The organism is Ruegeria aquimaris, assembly GCF_025751555.1.
GTDB classification, from domain to species: Bacteria; Pseudomonadota; Alphaproteobacteria; order Rhodobacterales; family Rhodobacteraceae; genus Ruegeria_B; species Ruegeria_B aquimaris.
The window spans coordinates 1-15,775 of record NZ_JAOWLB010000038.1 but is presented as its reverse complement, the minus strand read 5'-3'; the positions used below and the strand labels follow the sequence as shown (position 1 = coordinate 15,775).

At 56.8% G+C, this 15,775-nt stretch carries 9 protein-coding genes and 5 pseudogenes; 8 read left to right on the top strand and 6 right to left on the bottom strand.

The annotated features are described in order from the left end of the window. Positions 1 to 13 precede the first annotated feature (13 nt). Entirely contained in the window at positions 14 to 1,072 is a 1,059-nt protein-coding gene (locus OE747_RS23905) for a hypothetical protein (protein ID WP_263830949.1), read from the bottom strand. A gap of 246 nt (positions 1,073 to 1,318) precedes the next feature. Here OE747_RS23905 and OE747_RS23900 point away from each other — a divergent pair. Further along, a pseudogene (locus OE747_RS23900) lies at positions 1,319 to 1,399 on the top strand (IS6 family transposase); the annotation flags it as partial. 112 nt (positions 1,400 to 1,511) lie between these two features. Here OE747_RS23900 and OE747_RS23895 read toward each other — a convergent pair. Continuing rightward, positions 1,512 to 2,123, bottom strand: a pseudogene (locus OE747_RS23895) (IS3 family transposase); the annotation flags it as partial. A gap of 444 nt (positions 2,124 to 2,567) precedes the next feature. Between OE747_RS23895 and OE747_RS23890 the strand changes: the two are divergent. Genes OE747_RS23890 through OE747_RS23880 form a run of 3 tightly spaced genes read left to right on the top strand, consistent with a single transcriptional unit; the run spans position 2,568 to position 5,719 of the window. Continuing rightward, complete coding sequence (locus tag OE747_RS23890) at positions 2,568 to 3,602, top strand: catalase (protein ID WP_263830948.1); 1,035 nt, start codon at positions 2,568 to 2,570, stop codon at positions 3,600 to 3,602. A 3-nt stretch (positions 3,603 to 3,605) separates the two neighbouring features. After that, complete coding sequence (locus tag OE747_RS23885; RefSeq protein WP_263830947.1) at positions 3,606 to 4,322, top strand: hypothetical protein; 717 nt, start codon at positions 3,606 to 3,608, stop codon at positions 4,320 to 4,322. Beyond that, on the top strand, positions 4,322 to 5,719 hold the full coding sequence (locus OE747_RS23880) for a Dyp-type peroxidase (RefSeq protein ID WP_263830946.1): 1,398 nt from the start codon (positions 4,322 to 4,324) through the stop codon (positions 5,717 to 5,719). Before OE747_RS23885 ends, OE747_RS23880 begins: the two co-directional genes overlap by 1 nt. Here the strand turns inward: OE747_RS23880 and OE747_RS23875 are convergent. Then, entirely contained in the window at positions 5,716 to 8,904 is a 3,189-nt protein-coding gene (locus OE747_RS23875; RefSeq protein WP_263830945.1) for an ATP-binding protein, read from the bottom strand. The genes OE747_RS23880 and OE747_RS23875 overlap by 4 nt on opposite strands. Positions 8,905 to 9,037: 133 nt before the next feature. Then, positions 9,038 to 10,024 (bottom strand): SMP-30/gluconolactonase/LRE family protein, encoded by a 987-nt coding sequence (locus tag OE747_RS23870; RefSeq protein ID WP_263830944.1) that lies wholly within the window; start codon positions 10,022 to 10,024, stop codon positions 9,038 to 9,040. Between the two features lie 368 nt (positions 10,025 to 10,392). Here OE747_RS23870 and OE747_RS23865 point away from each other — a divergent pair. Further along, a pseudogene (locus OE747_RS23865) lies at positions 10,393 to 10,664 on the top strand (integrase core domain-containing protein); the annotation flags it as partial. Positions 10,665 to 10,730: 66 nt separating this feature from the next. Here OE747_RS23865 and OE747_RS23860 read toward each other — a convergent pair. Both OE747_RS23860 and OE747_RS23855 read right to left on the bottom strand, forming a co-directional pair. Next, the gene (locus OE747_RS23860; protein WP_263830943.1) at positions 10,731 to 11,807 is read right to left on the bottom strand and encodes a phosphatase PAP2 family protein; all 1,077 of its coding nucleotides are present in this window, start codon (positions 11,805 to 11,807) and stop codon (positions 10,731 to 10,733) included. A 25-nt stretch (positions 11,808 to 11,832) separates the two neighbouring features. Next, on the bottom strand, positions 11,833 to 13,722 hold the full coding sequence (locus OE747_RS23855) for a tetratricopeptide repeat protein (RefSeq protein ID WP_263830942.1): 1,890 nt from the start codon (positions 13,720 to 13,722) through the stop codon (positions 11,833 to 11,835). Positions 13,723 to 13,911: 189 nt separating this feature from the next. Between OE747_RS23855 and OE747_RS23850 the strand changes: the two genes are divergently transcribed. The 3 genes and pseudogenes from OE747_RS23850 to OE747_RS23840 all read left to right on the top strand — a co-directional run. After that, on the top strand, positions 13,912 to 15,291 hold the full coding sequence (locus OE747_RS23850; RefSeq protein ID WP_263830941.1) for a S8 family serine peptidase: 1,380 nt from the start codon (positions 13,912 to 13,914) through the stop codon (positions 15,289 to 15,291). A gap of 58 nt (positions 15,292 to 15,349) precedes the next feature. Then, positions 15,350 to 15,508, top strand: a pseudogene (locus tag OE747_RS23845) (IS6 family transposase); the annotation flags it as partial. A 179-nt stretch (positions 15,509 to 15,687) separates the two neighbouring features. Beyond that, positions 15,688 to 15,775 (top strand): annotated as a pseudogene (locus tag OE747_RS23840) (IS6 family transposase); the annotation flags it as partial.

Genomic DNA, 15,775 nt, shown 5'->3' with positions numbered 1-15,775 from the left:
AAGTGGCCGGTTTTTACACCGCCCGCAGCAGGCCTATCCCGCCGCTACCGTGGCAGACTTTTGCACCGCCGTTCTCAGACAGATGGTAGCGTTTCACCACCCCCGGCAAAGCATGGGAAATAAACAATTCGTCCTCGTTGCCGTAAAACTCAAGCGGTACCGCAGTCCCGTTTTGTGCCCCGCTGTAGACGACTTCCGGCGTTCCGAAGTTTTTCGTCGATGCGTCATAGGGGATTTTCCAGGTTTCGAAACCGAACATGGTGTTCACCAGAACAGCCGGTTCGATATTCTCATTCAGATCAGGGCGCGCAAACAGCACCTCCACCGGCGAGGATGGAAAGTTCAAAGGCTTTTCGTTTTCGACAACGATGGTTTCGATCGGTTCCAGCGTATTCAGATCGATGATTGCGACGCTGTTACCGACGCCGGTGGCCAAATCGGGATGCACTGTCGATGATACGACCATGCGGTCCTGAAAGGCCGAAATCCCGTGCGGATACATAATGAAGGGCTTGCCTTCGCCAACCTGGCTGCGCCGTGCCTCGATGATCTTCACGATCTCATTGGTCTGCGGGTCGAAAACACCGACCGTACCACCATCTTCGCCACCGCGCCCGGCCATGAATGTCACGAACATGTACTCGGCACCGTTTGATGTGTGCCACATTATGTCTTCGCCGACCATCTGCCCACCTGTCTCAAGACAAGTGAACCCGGTCACCGTCGGAGCCCCAGTCGCATCGCGTTCCAGCCCGACTTCGGCAAGGCTGCAAATCGAATCAAGCCCTGTGGCATACAGCCGACCGCTTGGGCTGTAGTACAGGTGGTGTAGCGGATGAACCAGGTCAGGCTGTTCTGTTTCACTTAGTATGTCTCCGAAACGGTCTGATTCCGGATCCAGCTCAATGATCGCGATGCTGTGCGATGTGCCCAACGTTGGCAAGCCACGCAACAATACCATCGCTTGGCTTTCTTCTCGATCCTGAGCACGAAGCTCAAAAGGAAGAAAGCTAGCCACCAAAGTTGCGGCAATCACTGCAAAGCAATGTGGTCGGAAGTTAAGGGTAGTCATAGGTTGTCACCTCGCTTGGGTAATGGTGACCGCCCGAAGACCTCAATATCTGTTTCTGGCTCAACATAACACGACAGCGGAAGCGGAGGTAGCTTGTGTTTTAAGAAAAACTTCTCTTTCACGTATCCCTGCCAGTCTCGCAAAGGGAGGATGATCTTTTGGTGCGGGCAGACCAAATGCAAATCAGTCGGCGGTGTCAGAAAGCTTCCGATTCAGGCGGGCAGGGCGGTCTCGTAGCTTCTCGGCATGCCGAAACGTGATCCGTTCAAATACTTCCACAGCAGCCCAGAGATCATCCGTCTGGCGGTGATGCTGTACGTCAGATTTCTGTCCGTCGTCGAATGATTTGGAACAGGCGGCGGTGTCAGAAGGAATCCGGTTGAGGCGGGCAGGGCGGTCTCGTAGTGCTCAGCCCCATCTGAGGGGTCAAATTTGATTGTTAGTGCATGACTGGCCTTGGGTCCATCTGGACGATGGTTTCTGGGGCTGGAGGGCGGTAGCCCAGGGCACTATGTGGGCGTTTCGTGTTGTAGTGTTTCCTCCATTCTTCGATCAGGATTTGGGCTTCGTTCAAGCTGTAAAAGATTTCGCCGTTCAGGAACTCATCGCGGAAACGAGCATTGAAGCTTTCGCAATATCCGTTCTCCCAGGGTGACCCTGGCTCGATATAGGCGATCTTGGCTCCAACAGCTTTGATCCAGTCCTGCACGGCTTGAGCCACGAACTCCGGGCCATTGTCCGAGCGAATGAACGACGGGATACCACGCAGGATGAACAGGTCGCTGAGCACATCGATCACATTGCCCGAGTTCAGCTTGCGATCCACACGGATGGCCAAGCATTCCCGGCTGTATTCGTCGATGATGTTAAGCGTGCGGAACGCTTTCCCATCTTCAGTCCGGCAATGCACGAAGTCGTAAGACCAGACATGGTCGCGATGCTCCGGCCGTAGCCGAACGCACGAACCGTCATTCAGCCAGAGCCGTCCCTTCTTTGGTTGTTTCATTGGCACTTGCAGCCCCTCTCGTCGCCAAAGTCGTTCGACCCGCTTATCCGACCGACGGCCAGTGAGGTTGCACCGAAACACAGCTTCGCCGGGCTTGTCGACCACAGAATGGACATAGACCGATCTGCCGAACCAGGGATGCCATGGATAAAGAACCTCGCGCCGGTCGGTAACGTGGGTGTTCTGGCGTTCAGTTGTACAACGAAGTCCGACCCCATAGCGCGATCGGGAACAAACCACCGATAACGCTGGTGAACGGTTCAGGTGCGGTACCGACGCCCTGAGCCAAAACCCCCGGGAAATCTCCAGCCGGGTGGTCCAAACGACGGGAGCAGGTCAATCCTCCATTTCCTAAACATAACGGTGGACCAATTCAGATGGGGAGGCTCACTAGCTCCCGAAAAGAGTCTTCAGACCATGTGTTTTGCTATAAGGTGGGTAAGAGACTGAACCGGGCAACCGTTCGTTTCGTCAACGTGGAGGAAATCGATGGCCGATCCGAAGCTTGTTCAAGACATCGTTGAGGCGCTCGATATTCCAGGCGGGAGTACGGAAAAGCGGCCGGTTCATACTGTTGGCGTTGGGGTGACGGGACATTTCATGCCATCCCCAGTAGCAAAAGATTTTTGCGTTGCCGAGCATTTCCAGCCGCCGACCAATCCAGAAGGTGTCGCTGTGGACGTGCGGTTTTCCAACGGGATGGGTGTTGTGGCCGAACATGATGGATGGTCTGACGTCCGAGGAATGGCGGTGCGTTTTCACCTCAAGAACGGCAAGTCCACCGACTTGGTTGCCATGACGCTTCCGGTGTTCTTCGCGCCCACGCCCAAGAAGTTCCTCAAGTTCGCCCTCGCCGCGAGGCCGAAACCCTGCCAGCGCGAGACAGCCTGGCAGAAAATCAAGGATTATCTGCGTTTGGAGTTGCCGATGCCGGATCCCTATCAGGGGCAGACTGAACGGCCGAACGAGGAAGCGATCGCCTTTGCGAACAAACATGTCTGGGCACAACCTGCGGTCATCGATGCCTCTTCGATCGGTGCGCCGGTAAGCTACGTTCGCGCTGCCTATCATGCGGTGCATACCTTTGTGGTGACTGGCAAGGAGGAAGAGACGCGCTGGGTTCGGTTTACCTGGGCACCGATCGCAGGTGTCTTGAACACCAATCCGTTGGAGCCGCCAAAAGACAAGTTCCTGAAACAAGACATGATAGACCGCCTTGCGGATGATCGCACCGAGCGGTTTTCGCTGGTCATGCATATCGGCGAAGAAGGTGACGATTTCAACGATTCCACCCGGCAATGGCCGCCGCACCGCAAGCGGGTCATGATGGGGACCTTGACCCTGAAGCATGTGCCAGAAGATCAGGAGGCGCATTCCGAGAAGCTGAGTTTCAATCCCTGGCATCTCACTCCGGGGATCGAACCGTCGGGGGATCCGATCCTGGAGATCCGCAGGGATGTGTACGAATACTCTAGCAACCGGCGGGGCGGTATTCCCTGCCCCTTCAGTGGCGCGAAAGGGTAAGGCATGAACGACGACGGCGGATGGCTGAACCGGTATATCAACAGCTTGCCGGAACGCGGCTGGTTTCAGTTCCTTTCCAAATATGTGGTCGTTCCCTATTGGGTTTGGCGAGAGGGCAGATCCAAACTGCCGGGTGGGCCACGCCCCTCGCCACAACCCAGCGACAGCACGCAGCGAATGATGAACCTGCTGATGCCGCTCAGAGACACGTCGCCAATAGGGCGTGCAAAGGCGGTCATGGCTCTGGCCCAGAATGTGGACGAAATTTTTACCGGTCTAGACAATGTGGGTACCGTGCACTCTGCTCGGTTCCTTCTGGTCGAAGATTATATCTGTATGATCTCCGTTTATGATGGGGATTTCAGCAATTACATCCGCGACTTCATCGCCACGATTGGAAGCGTTTTTGATGCCCTGATGAAAGAAGTAGAGGGCGGCGATAAGCTTTATCCTTGCGAGGAGAATGTCGAAGCTTTCATTGATTGGGTGCGGGCGCACGACCTGTTTCAGGCACCTGATTATCCGTTTGACCTGTTCGCCCTCCAGGATGTGCAGGCCGGAAGAAAACCGAACGATCCGCCGCACGAACTACAGTCACTTCCGCGCTCGCTGATCCTCCAACTGCATTCGAACCGCAATATCTCGCTCGGTGGTGGTTATCGCGGTTATCCCGGTTACTCGGCGGCACAGATAAGAAATAAACTCGGGGTGGGATGGTGATGTCCAACATTAATCCTGAAGACGATTTTGACGCCGAAAAGGTCCAGGGCAATATCCTGAGGGGCTACAAACACAACAACGTCCGCCACCTCATGCTGGAAGTCACCAACAGGGATGCAGCACGGCGGTTCCTGGCCGCTTCGGCCGATGGTACAGACGAGACTGTTCCGCGCATAACACGCTCGGCCAATTGGGCGCCCCCCGCTCCCGAGGTCTGTTTCAATATAGGAATTACGTTCGAAGGGTTGCGCGCCCTGGGTCTGCCAGCAAGCCAGCTTGCAACCTTTCCCACTGAATATGCCGAGGGAATGGCACAGCGCGCCGTTAAGCTGGGCGATTTCGGCGACAGCGCGCCTGATAACTGGCCGAGCCCGTTCGACCAGCCCGACCGTATCCATATTGTTGCATCGATCTATTCCAACGATGTTGAGAAATTCGACCCGGTCGAAAAGCAAGTGGCGAAAGCGTTCACCGTTCTGGGCGTTCGCGATGGCCGCAACCTGCCCGAGGGCAAGGTCTTCTTTGGCTATCGAGACGGCATTTCCCAACCGCGTTTCAAGCATATCTTCGACCCCGAAATGGTCAACGTTGACGAACCCAAGGATCCTCTGGGCACCGCGCTATTGGGCTATCCCACACATTTCGCGGGTGTCGAATTCGCAATCCCAGAGCCCAAGGAGGTGTTTCACGACTGTTCCTTCAACGCGTTCCGGGTCTTGCAGCAGAAAACCGATGCTTTCGAGACTTACCTGAGCGAAGCTGCGGCGAAGCTGGAGAAACACCCCAAGCAGTTCGAACTTTTGCCCGAGGGGGCCGAGGCGAGTATCTGCGGTGGCATGAGCCGTCACGACGCCCTGCGTGAGGTGGTTGCCGCGCAGATGTGCGGGCGTTGGCGCAATGGAACACCCTATGAGTTGTCGCCGAATTCAGATGAGAGGGGAGATCTGTCGTTGACGAATTACGACTATACCCTCTCATCGCGATGCCCTGCCGGATCCCACATGCGACGGGCCAACCCGCGTGGTGGACCTATCGTGCAGCGGGTCTCGAACTACTCGCGCCGTATTGTCAGACGTGGGATGTCGTATGGGCCGGACCCGGAAACCGGCGAACACGGTCTGCTTGGCAATTTCATCGGCGCCAATTACGGAGCGCAGTTTGAGGCGGTCATGTGCGACTGGATCAACTTTGGGTTGCAAGACCCCAGAATTACCGGAACAAATGATCCGCTCCTGGGCGCAAACGTGCCTGAAACCAGCGCCTTTGAACTGACCTTGCGCGACGGCGGCCAAATCAGGCTCAGCGGTTTTCCCAGGTTCGTGATCACGCGGGGTGGCGCTTACACCATGTTGCCCAGTCTGCCTGCTATTCGCTACCTGGCCCAGCTTTCCGGCTAGGCCGCCAGTTCCGCCAGTGCCTCCTCGATCCTGGCCAGCATGGGCGAGGCACCGGTTGGCGCGATCAGGCGGTGCGCTGTCTCAAGATGGTGGATCGCGTTCTTGCTACGTTTCTTGGCCTTGCACAGCAGGCCAAGTATCATCTCACCTCGGGCATAATAGTGGCCGTCCGTATCGAATTGCGGGTTCTCCCGTGCCTTGCCGATCAGCTCCTTGATTTGTTTTTCTCCCGTAATCATTACGCCCACCAATGTTCGGAAGTTTCGCAGCAGCACGCCTAGCGAGGCACCACCTTCACCAGACAGGATTTGCATATAGACTTCGCTCAGCAAAAGCCTGTTCCAGTCGGCCCCGATCTGCATTCCTTCTGCTTCGCGCATGGCTATCGTATTCTTGATTTGTTGCAGCCCCTCGGCAATCTGACCTTGGAATGCGAGCCCTACGCCCAGCATTGTTTGCGGCACACCGCTGAACAGCGTACAGCCGTCGGCGGCACTTCTTTCGACATACTCCTGGACCGCCTCAAGCGCGCCGGGGCGCTCCAACGCGACCAGCGCGGCCACGCGCGAGGACTCGGCGATGGCAGTTTCGAACTCCGCTCGGGATAGACTCAAGGCCTCCTCGGACAGCTTCAACGCTGCGTCGTGATCATCGGTCACCACTGCGACCAATGCCTTCATCGCGGTGCCATAGCCCAAGGCGCGAGGGTCATTGTGCCGCTTGCCGAACTCGATCATGAGCTCGGCAGTCTCGCGGGCGCCGACAACACGCCCGCGCGTCAATTCGTTCCAACCGACGGTGGCCAAAAAGAAATTCTGAAGATAGGCATCATCGAAACTGGCTAAGGCCGTCTCGATATCCTTCTTCTTGGCCTCGAATTCAGCGTTTGAAATGGGCGCACTATAGATGGCTACGGAAAGCTCGTTTACCATGGCATAGGCGCGCGACTTGGGGTCGCCAAGGCGCTCTGCCATTTCAGTCAGTTCTCGCTGGACACGCAATGCCTCGTGAAACTGATTGTTGCAGACCAAACAGGAAACATAGTGGTGCAGGAACAGGACGTGGTCGCCATTGTCTCCGATCCTGTTCAGAACTGGTTCAATCCTTTTGGCCAGGTTGATCGTCGTCATGATATCAAGAGAGATATTCGAACAAAGCGCGTAATTGCCCAGAAACTCCGCAAAAGCAGCATCGCTGGCACAGTCAGGATCCTGTTCATAGAGCTGCAAGGCCCTTGCAAAGTAGCGATTGGCCTGATCGTGCGAGTAAGTTCCAAGACTCTTTGCCCCGGCAAGCGCCGTGTACCGAAAGGCCAGATCTGTTCGATCTGTTTGCAAATAATGATGGGCCAATGTCTCTGCCGTTTCCGGCAGCCGGTTGGCATTGCGCCTTTCCAAGGCCTCGGCAATGATCAGATGTAATTCGGCCCTGTGGTCCGACAACAGACTTTGATACACCGTGTCGCGAAGCAGCACGTGCTTGAACATGTAGTCCGATGAGTTCTCCCTGCGGTGTACGAGATCAAGGGCCTTAAGCCGTTCAAGCGTCGCGCCGGTTTGATCTGCATCCGGGACAACCATGGATAACAGGCCGGGATCGAAATGTCGCCCGATCGTAGCGGCCGCTTGCAAGATCGCGCGGTCTTCGGGGCGAAGCTGTTCGATCCGCGCTGAAAGAAGGGCTTGCATGCTGGATGGCAAGACGCCAATACCAGAGTCGGGATCGTATTCCACGTGGCCGTCGACGATTTTCAATGCGCCCTGTTCGCCCAGATAAATAAGGATTTCTTCGCCAAAGAGAGGGTTTCCGCCTGAGCGCTCGACAACCTCGTGGATCAGGTCCCCAGGTAGCGTTTCGACCTGCAACCGGCTTTGCAACAAGTTCCGAATATCCTCGTGCGAAAGCGGTTTGAGCGCGACGGTCTGCACAACCTCATTCTTGAACCAGTCCGGCATGTATTCCGGTCGCCGGGTGGTCAGGATCAACAGGTTGACGAACTCTTCTCCGCCAATCAACTTTCGCAGCATGTCTTCGGACGCACTGTCGATCCAATGAATGTCCTCGACCAGCAGGATTACGGGGCCCATATCACATTGCGCCTTGAGCAGTGCAGGCAACAGGTCGCGTGTACGCAACCCCACGAGAACTCCATCAAGGCCTTCAAGCGACCCCTCCGGGGGCACCAGTCCAAGAAGATTCATCAAGAGACCAAGATTCTCTTCCGTATACAACCGCCTGCGCTCAAGGCCCGCACGCAATTTGCCGGCGATTTCCTCTGGTTCATCTTCGTCCTGTATCCGGAATGAATTTCGTACGACCTCGATGAACGGCAGAAACGGAACCTGCTGCCCGTCCGAGGTACAATGGCCGGTGAAAATCCTGGCCGGTTTTGATTTCTCGCTGCGCAGGAACTCGAAAATCAGACGTGTCTTGCCCAAACCCGGCTCAGCTACGAAATCGACTGCCCGCAACCCTGTCGCGCTCGCATCGAAAGCGTCGGCCACGATGGAAAGCTCGGCCTCGCGCCCGATATACCGGGTCAAACCCCGCCCGACCGAGACATCAAATCGGGTGGTTCCCTCTCGCATGGACCGCAGTCGCCAAAGCTTTTGTTGCCGCGTCACGCCTTTGATCGTGTATTCGCCTTCAAAGCTCAGATCGGCGCGCCACTCGACCAGTCGCCGGGTGTTGTCGCAAATCAGGCAGCCGCCCTCTGGCGCCAGAGACTGGATGCGAGATGCCAGGTTGACCGTGTTTCCGACCGCCGTCAGTTCGCCTGCTTCTCCTTCGACCGCTGCGACCACCACGGATCCTGAGCAGACTCCAACGCGCATGATCGGACGCACGCCAAATCGCGCTTCGATGTGGTCGCCAGCTTCTGCAAAAGCTTCATGCAATGCTACAGCGGCCCTGCATGCCTTCAGGCCGGCCTCTTCAAGAGCAACCGGAACCCCAAAAATCGCCATGATACTGTCGCCGGCAAAACCTCTTACCGCGCCGCCGTTCTCTTGAACGACGGTGGTGAGCATTTCATAGAGCATCCGTGCAAAATGAACGGACTTCTCTTCGCCCAGCTTTTCGATTGTCGCGGTGTAGCCGACCATGTCGGTAAACAGTACCGACACAAGCCGCCGCTCAGGTGGGTGCTTTGACTCGTTTGTGTCGTTTGCGGCAGCGTTAACCATGTTAACGAAGGTTAACACGACAGGCGGTCTTCTTGCTACTCTCCATAATGATAACGGCCCCATAACCAAAGCGGCACGGTCAAGACTGGCCGCGGGGCAGCGACACTCTTTTTCTCCTGACTTTGCCAGCAGGTCAGGCGGTAAAGGCCAGCTTGAGGCCCGGACGCGGCCAGCGTGTCTTGTAGATTTTTCCGGTGCTCGAAGCGGTTATCCAGACATCACACATGTCCTCTCCGCCAAAGCAGAGATTGGTCGTGAAAATGTCATCGACCGGCAGATGCTGCGTCGTCCCATCGAGTGAGAATATGGTGATGCCGCCGTTAAAGATCGTTCCGACACAAACGCGTCCGTCAGCCTCGACCTTGAGACTATCGAGCCACTGATAGCCTGGTAGGGTCTGTACAACTTTGCCGGGCATCGGTGGTACGGGGTCTGGTTTTTTCAACTCGCCGGAGCCGACGATTTCCATGGACCAGAGGCGCCCGAAAACCGTGTCAGAGACGTAGAGCTTGTCGCCTTCGGGTGAAATGCCAATACCGTTTGCCGTGGGCACTAAGGCCACTTGGTTCAGCATCGTGCCGTCGGTCTTGGCATAGTAGACCGCCCCTGACTCGGTTGTCGTTCCCTCTTGCATACCGGTGTCCGTGAACCAGAAACCACCATCCCTGTCGAAAACGATATCGTCGGGCGCGATCAGGCATTTCCCTTTGTATTTGCAGTAAAGCGTCTTGACCTCTCCGGTGTCCAGATCGACCCGTTGGATCGATCCGCCTTCGTAGTTTGGGCGCTCTGGCCAGGGTACGGTGATTTCCCGCTCCGGATTGGGTGTCTTGCCAGAACCCGGAGGCGCCAAGGGGTCGATTTTCACGAAGGTGTAGACGCCACCGTTATTGCAGACATAAGCCGCGCCATCGGGGCCAATAGCTAACCCGTTTGGCCCACCAGGCAGCTCGGCAACATTCACGATCTTGTTCTTTGGAGTTAACCGTCTGAGCAACTGGTCCTTGATGTCTACAAAAAGTACTGACCCATCGTTCATCGCGACTGGACCTTCTGGAAAGCCCAGCCCCTCGGCGACTAGCTCCAGATGGCCGTCTTCGATTGTCCTTAGATCTGACATGAAAGCGCTCCCTACTGACTTCGTTCTCGACATGCTGATACGGCGTCTTTGGTCGTCAACTGCCGCGTACAGTGGTCACGTATATTCAGTTATTAACGGATGTCGGACCACTCTAGCCATGAACTAGGTCACTCACAACTGAAGTTTCGATGGCTTTGTCCGGTAGGTGGTCGGTGTCAGAAGGAATCCGGTTGAGGCGGGCAGGGCGGTCTCATAGTATCGCGGCAAGCCGAAACGTGATCCGTTCAAATACTTCCACAGCAGCCCATCCCGCCTGCAGAAGCCGAGGCAAACTTCTATGCGGCTCTGGAAAGATCAGACATGGCCGCGTAACTAAGATCAATCAGCCTCCGGCAAACCCGGTGCGGTTCAACGGGGGGATGCGCGACGAGTTACTCAACGAGACCATGTTCCGCAACCTGGCCCATGTGCGTCGTGATCACCTCATGGGCCGACGATTACAACACCGAACGCCCGCTTCGGCCTTGGATTACCAGATCCCGGTCGACTACGCGCGTGCCCTGACCACCGCAATTACCCGCCCCGCTGCGCGAGATGAAAGCTCCGCGCGTCGGGCGATTGCTCAACCTGCGCCAACTGGCGAAAAAGAACCAACCGGACTCAAATCGTGGCTGGGTGAAAGTTCAGTGGCAGGTCAGGGGTCCAATATTCCCACCAATGGCACCTCCCCGCGCGCGACCTAAGTTCACATCGCGGCTTTCGAAACGCTGTTCCATTCGTCTCTGGCCGCTTTCAGAAGGCCGTTGTCCGCCAGGGTTCCCACCGTCGCGCAGCCTTTGACGATGGTTAACGCCGCGCGAGCAAGTCGCTTTCCCGCCTCGCTGTCGGACGGGTAGTGAACCCCAAGCACCTCTCGATTGCGGGCAATTCTTGTGGCCATGTCGTGCAGCGCGTTTCGGGTTTGCCCGTCGGGATGCGTGAATTCCAGGATCTTGTTTCCCGCATTGTCCAGCATGACCTCGTTCAGGCACGAGGCAACAAGCCAGGCTTCGGTCGCATGCGCGCTGGGGTAAGCGGCATGCTGGGGAACGTCGATTGGCGGCAAGATGCCGGGGTGCAGCTGGGATGGCCGGGGACGCTGGATCTTCATCTTGAAGTGAAAGGCTAGAAATTGAGCGACGGTCAATGCCAGATGACACAGCCGGAATGTGTAGGGGTGTGACAAGTAGCTGAACGGCAAGATGCTCTGGAAATACCCTATGAGCGTATCCTTTTGCTGAAGCGCTTCGTCCAGTACGCCGGGCCGGTATTCGATCAATCGGACAAGTTCGGTAAGCTCGTCTTCGATCCGCCACCGCACGCCACCGCCAAAGTCCGTCAGATCGGATGTGTTGGTTCCCGTATGGGCAGGTTGGGGCAAGCTTAGATCCGTCCAGTCCGGTTTGCCCGACCCGTTGGAATCCAACTGAGCGAATTCAGCCAGAAACGCGATCGCCTGGTTGCCGGGCGACCAATGCTGGAACTCGGCTGATTTGTAGAATTTGTAGATTTTGTGCAGGTGAACCGGTTCGCCCGCCGCATCTGCCGCAATCGGGTGGGTCGCTGGCCACTGATTGCCGGGCCACCAGCGATCTTCGACCGGCGTCGACGCCGCGCCATCGTGTTGAGGATGTGGCGACAGGCCCAGGCCGAGGTAACTGGGACTGCCTCCGTAACCTGCAGTTCCCCTGGCATCTCTTGCGTCACGGGCATCTCGTGCATCTCTTGCATCGCGAGCATCCCGAGCATCGAATGTACCCAGCCGTCCTGTAGGTCCTGTCATTTTCGGTTCTCCGTTGGATGAAATGTCACTCTGGGGCTCCGGCCTGGCTGAGACGTGCGCAAAACAAGTCAACAAGCCTTGGGTCGGCATAGTGGCGATGGGTTTTCCGATAGTTGGAAACCGAAAATTCGGGTTCCAGCTCCAGAAGTCTTGCAACCGTTTTCCGCGCGACGCCGGGTTTTCCAGCCGCTATCTGGGCAACGGCCAAGGTGCGCAGGCCGCTTGTGTACCGCGGGTTTTCCGCCAAACCCCGCTGGAGCCATTTGATGGCGGTGTCGAAATTGCCCGCGTCATAGTGAACCGTTCCCAGAAACACATAAAAAACGAACAAGCGCTGATCGAAGGGGGAAAGCCTGAGCGCTCTTTCCGCCGCTTGTATGGCCTCGTCACCGCGTCCGAGGCTGGACAATGTCACACTGGATAGCAGCCATGCGATCGAACTGCTTGGATTAGCGTCCCGAGCCCGGTCCAGATAGTAGACCGCATTCTCGAAATCGCCGAACAAATACGACTGAACATGACCATAGGTTGCCAGAGCCAAGTCATTTCTGACATCCAGGTCAATCGCCTTCCTGGCCAGGGAACTGGCCTTGTGCGCATCGGCTTGGGGATCTTCGGACCATCCCTGACCGACATTCAGGCTGTGCCATCGGGCCAACCAGGCGAAAGGCGAAGAAAAACCGGGATCGGCGGCTATCGCATCTTCCAGGTGGAGACGAGCCCGGTCGAACGCGTCCTTCTGCAGATCGCCGATAAGGTCCAGTGCCTTGAGATAGCTGTCGTAGGCCGTAAACGATGTTGGCGGCTTGCGGAGAGTTCTGCGGCGCTCTTCGGACAATACTCCCGGCAACAGGTGCACCAACGCGGTTTCGACGATTTCATCCTGTACCGCGAACATGTCGCTCTGGTTGAAATCCCGTTGAAGTCCTGTCAGATTCCGGCCCGTTTCCGTGTCCAGCAACTGGGCCGATACGCGGATATGGCTGCCGGAACGCCAGAGTGTTCCGGTGACGAGATATCGCACGTTCAAGGCCCGCCCGACCGAACGCGGTTCGATCGCCTGGCGCCCGAATGCCAGGGTTGAAGACCGTGAAATAACCGTCAGATCGCCTTTGCCGGAAAGCTGCGAAATGATGCCTTCAGATATTCCCGCGGCCAGATATTCATCTGCCTTGTCGCCGCCGGGGTTGGCAAAGGGCATCACCGCTATCGAAGGAAAGATCGAGTTGTCGATAGCTCCTTCCAGCGCGTATCTTGCATCTGTGACCAGTTCATAGGCGGCGACGGTTTCGCCCAGCTTGCGCAGCGGCAAGTTGCCCAGCGAACGTATTTCGAACTGGCTGTCACCGGAAATCCTGTCCTGTACCGACTGCGTCCAGATGATGCCGCCGGCACTGACGAATTCCTGCAAGCGCGCCGCGATATTGACGCCATCGCCCAAAAGGTCATTGCCGTCACGCATCACCCTGCAAAAGTTCAAAGATATGCGCAAAGACAGCCCCTGCCTGCGCGCGCGGGCCTTTATCTGCAATTCCCGCCCCCACCGGACTGCCGCAACCGGATCGTCGAAGGTGGCCAGAATGCCGTCGCCGGTTAGCTTCACAAGCTTTCCGCCTTGTTGCAGCATCAGCGGCAGCACGACCTCTTCCCGCAGGTCGGTCCAACGATAGAACGTGCCTTCTTCATCGGCGTGCATGAGTTTAGAGAAGCCGACGACATCCACGAAGCCCACGCAAATCTTGCGGTCTTCCGCCTTTCTCGCGATATCGGCTGATAAAGCGCCGCCAAGGTTCTGCACTGCGTCGTCTGGGTGCAGGCCTTCAGATCCCCCCAAAGACCCACCCTCCGGGGTAACGGAAGCTTTTGGATACCACCGCTTCGCGTCTGCACTCTGCTGAAAGAGACCGTTGCTCAAATCAATCTCTCCTATTCGTGCATTATGTGTCGATTCGCGATAAAAGTTAACCATGTGCCGGATTTGACCCGACCCGTGACGGGCGCATTTGTCGGATTGACCAGCCGCGATTGTGCTGGCCGAACGTTGTAACCTTCGGGACGGTTTTCCATATGGCGGACCGGCATTCCGAACGGTGGAGGTGCTGTAATGACACTCAAACTCTTCCTTTTCGATCGCAATAGCGATGCACTTAAATCCAACCTGTCCAAGGTCGGGTATGATCTGGTCGATTTGGTGAATACCTACGGCTTCCCGGGGTTCATTCTGCCGCCGGGTCCGACCAACAATCCTTGGGCGACCGTCGATCGGGACGGGAATATATCACATGGGTTAACTGGTCCTGATCTTGGATATGGCATCCCGCTGGTCTTGCCCGATGCCATCAAGGCAAGAAGCCTGCTGACGGATTTTCGCGACAAGGCGGTGGTTGCTGGCGATCCGCAGGCGGCAAGGGTCCTGGGGGTCGAGTTGGAACCCTCCACGATGGACCTTGCCCCGAACGGGCAGCATTGGTGCGCCGGACAAGGGAAAGGCTGGGCGTTCGGAACGCGGAGGGCGGCGCGGAGCTTGATCGGCGCGGATGTTCTGAAAGCGCGCGGCCTGAACGGCAAGGGAACCAAGGTATTCGTTGTCGATCGGGGGTTCAGCAAGACTTACGTTCAGTCTCTCGGCGGCGCGTATGGAGGTGGCATTGGGCTGACGCAGGGGAGCGCCGCGTCTTTGCCCGGCATCGGGTCAGAGGCCTATGTCCCTTTGCCGTTGCGGCACGGATCCATGCTGTTGCGGTCATTGGTCGATCTGGCGCCCGAAGCCGAGTTTTTTGACCTGCCCCTGCTGCCGCCGCGCATCACCGATGTCGACTATTTCACCCTCCGCGCTTTGTTCGCCTTTGCGGCGATGGAGTTTTTTTTCCTCGCAAGCGATGACAACTGGGTAATCCTGAACGCCTGGGGCATCGTGGACCGCTTTGCCGAAGATATCAGGGGTGAATACACCAGCAATCCGAACCATTGGTTGAATGTCATGATCTCGGGGATCGGGCGGCAGCATGATGTTGTTTTCGCGGCCGGAAACAGCGGCCAGTTTTGTGCCGACCCGCGTGCGAATGGCTATGACCGAGGTCCGGGGCAGAGCATTTTTGGCGCAAACGGTTTGAAAGAAGTAACTTCGGTTGCCGCAGTTCGCTGTGATGGCGCATGGATTGGAGCGTCTTCGCAAGGTCCAGGACCTTCAACTTTTGATCCAGACGGCGGAGTTGTTGAAAAACCTGACCTGAGTGCGCCCAGTTGGTTCGTCGAAAGTCGCGATGCCGGACTTCGCAGCGGCGGCACATCAGGGGCATCGGCGATTGTTGCAGGAACCATTGCGGCCCTGCGCAGCGGTTGGGCAAATGCGGTTGTCTCGCCCGCGCAGATGCGATCGGCCTTGCGTACCGGTACACGGAAAATTTCAGGTCGAGGCTGGAACAATAGAACAGGTACTGGTCTGTTGAGAATAGATGCAGTGATCTCGGAGCTGCCGTCTTGAGGGTGCTGTCAAAGCAAACTCGGTTGAGGCGCCGAGGGCGGTTTTGTAGCGTCTGGCCATGACCAAACGATCACCATTTCGCTATTTCAAGACCAGCCCTAAGATCATCCGCTTGGCGGTGATGCTGTATATCAGGTTTCCACTCTCGTTGCGAAATGTCGAAGATTTGCTGCACGAGCGCGGTATCGATGTGAGTCACGAGGCGGTGCGGTTCTGGTGGCGGTGTCAGAAGGAATCCGGTTGAGGCGGGCAGGGCGGTCTCGTAGCTTCTCGGCATGCCGAAACGTGATCCGTTCAAATACTTCCACAGCAGCCCAGAGATCATTCGTCTGGCGGTTAGGCACTGTCAAAGTAAACCGGCTTGAGGTGGGCAGGGCGGTTTTGTAGCGTCCAGCCATGACCAAAATATCCCCGTTTCGCTATTTCAAGACCAGCCCAGAGATCATCCGCTTGGCGGTCATGCTGTACATCCGGTTCCCGTTGT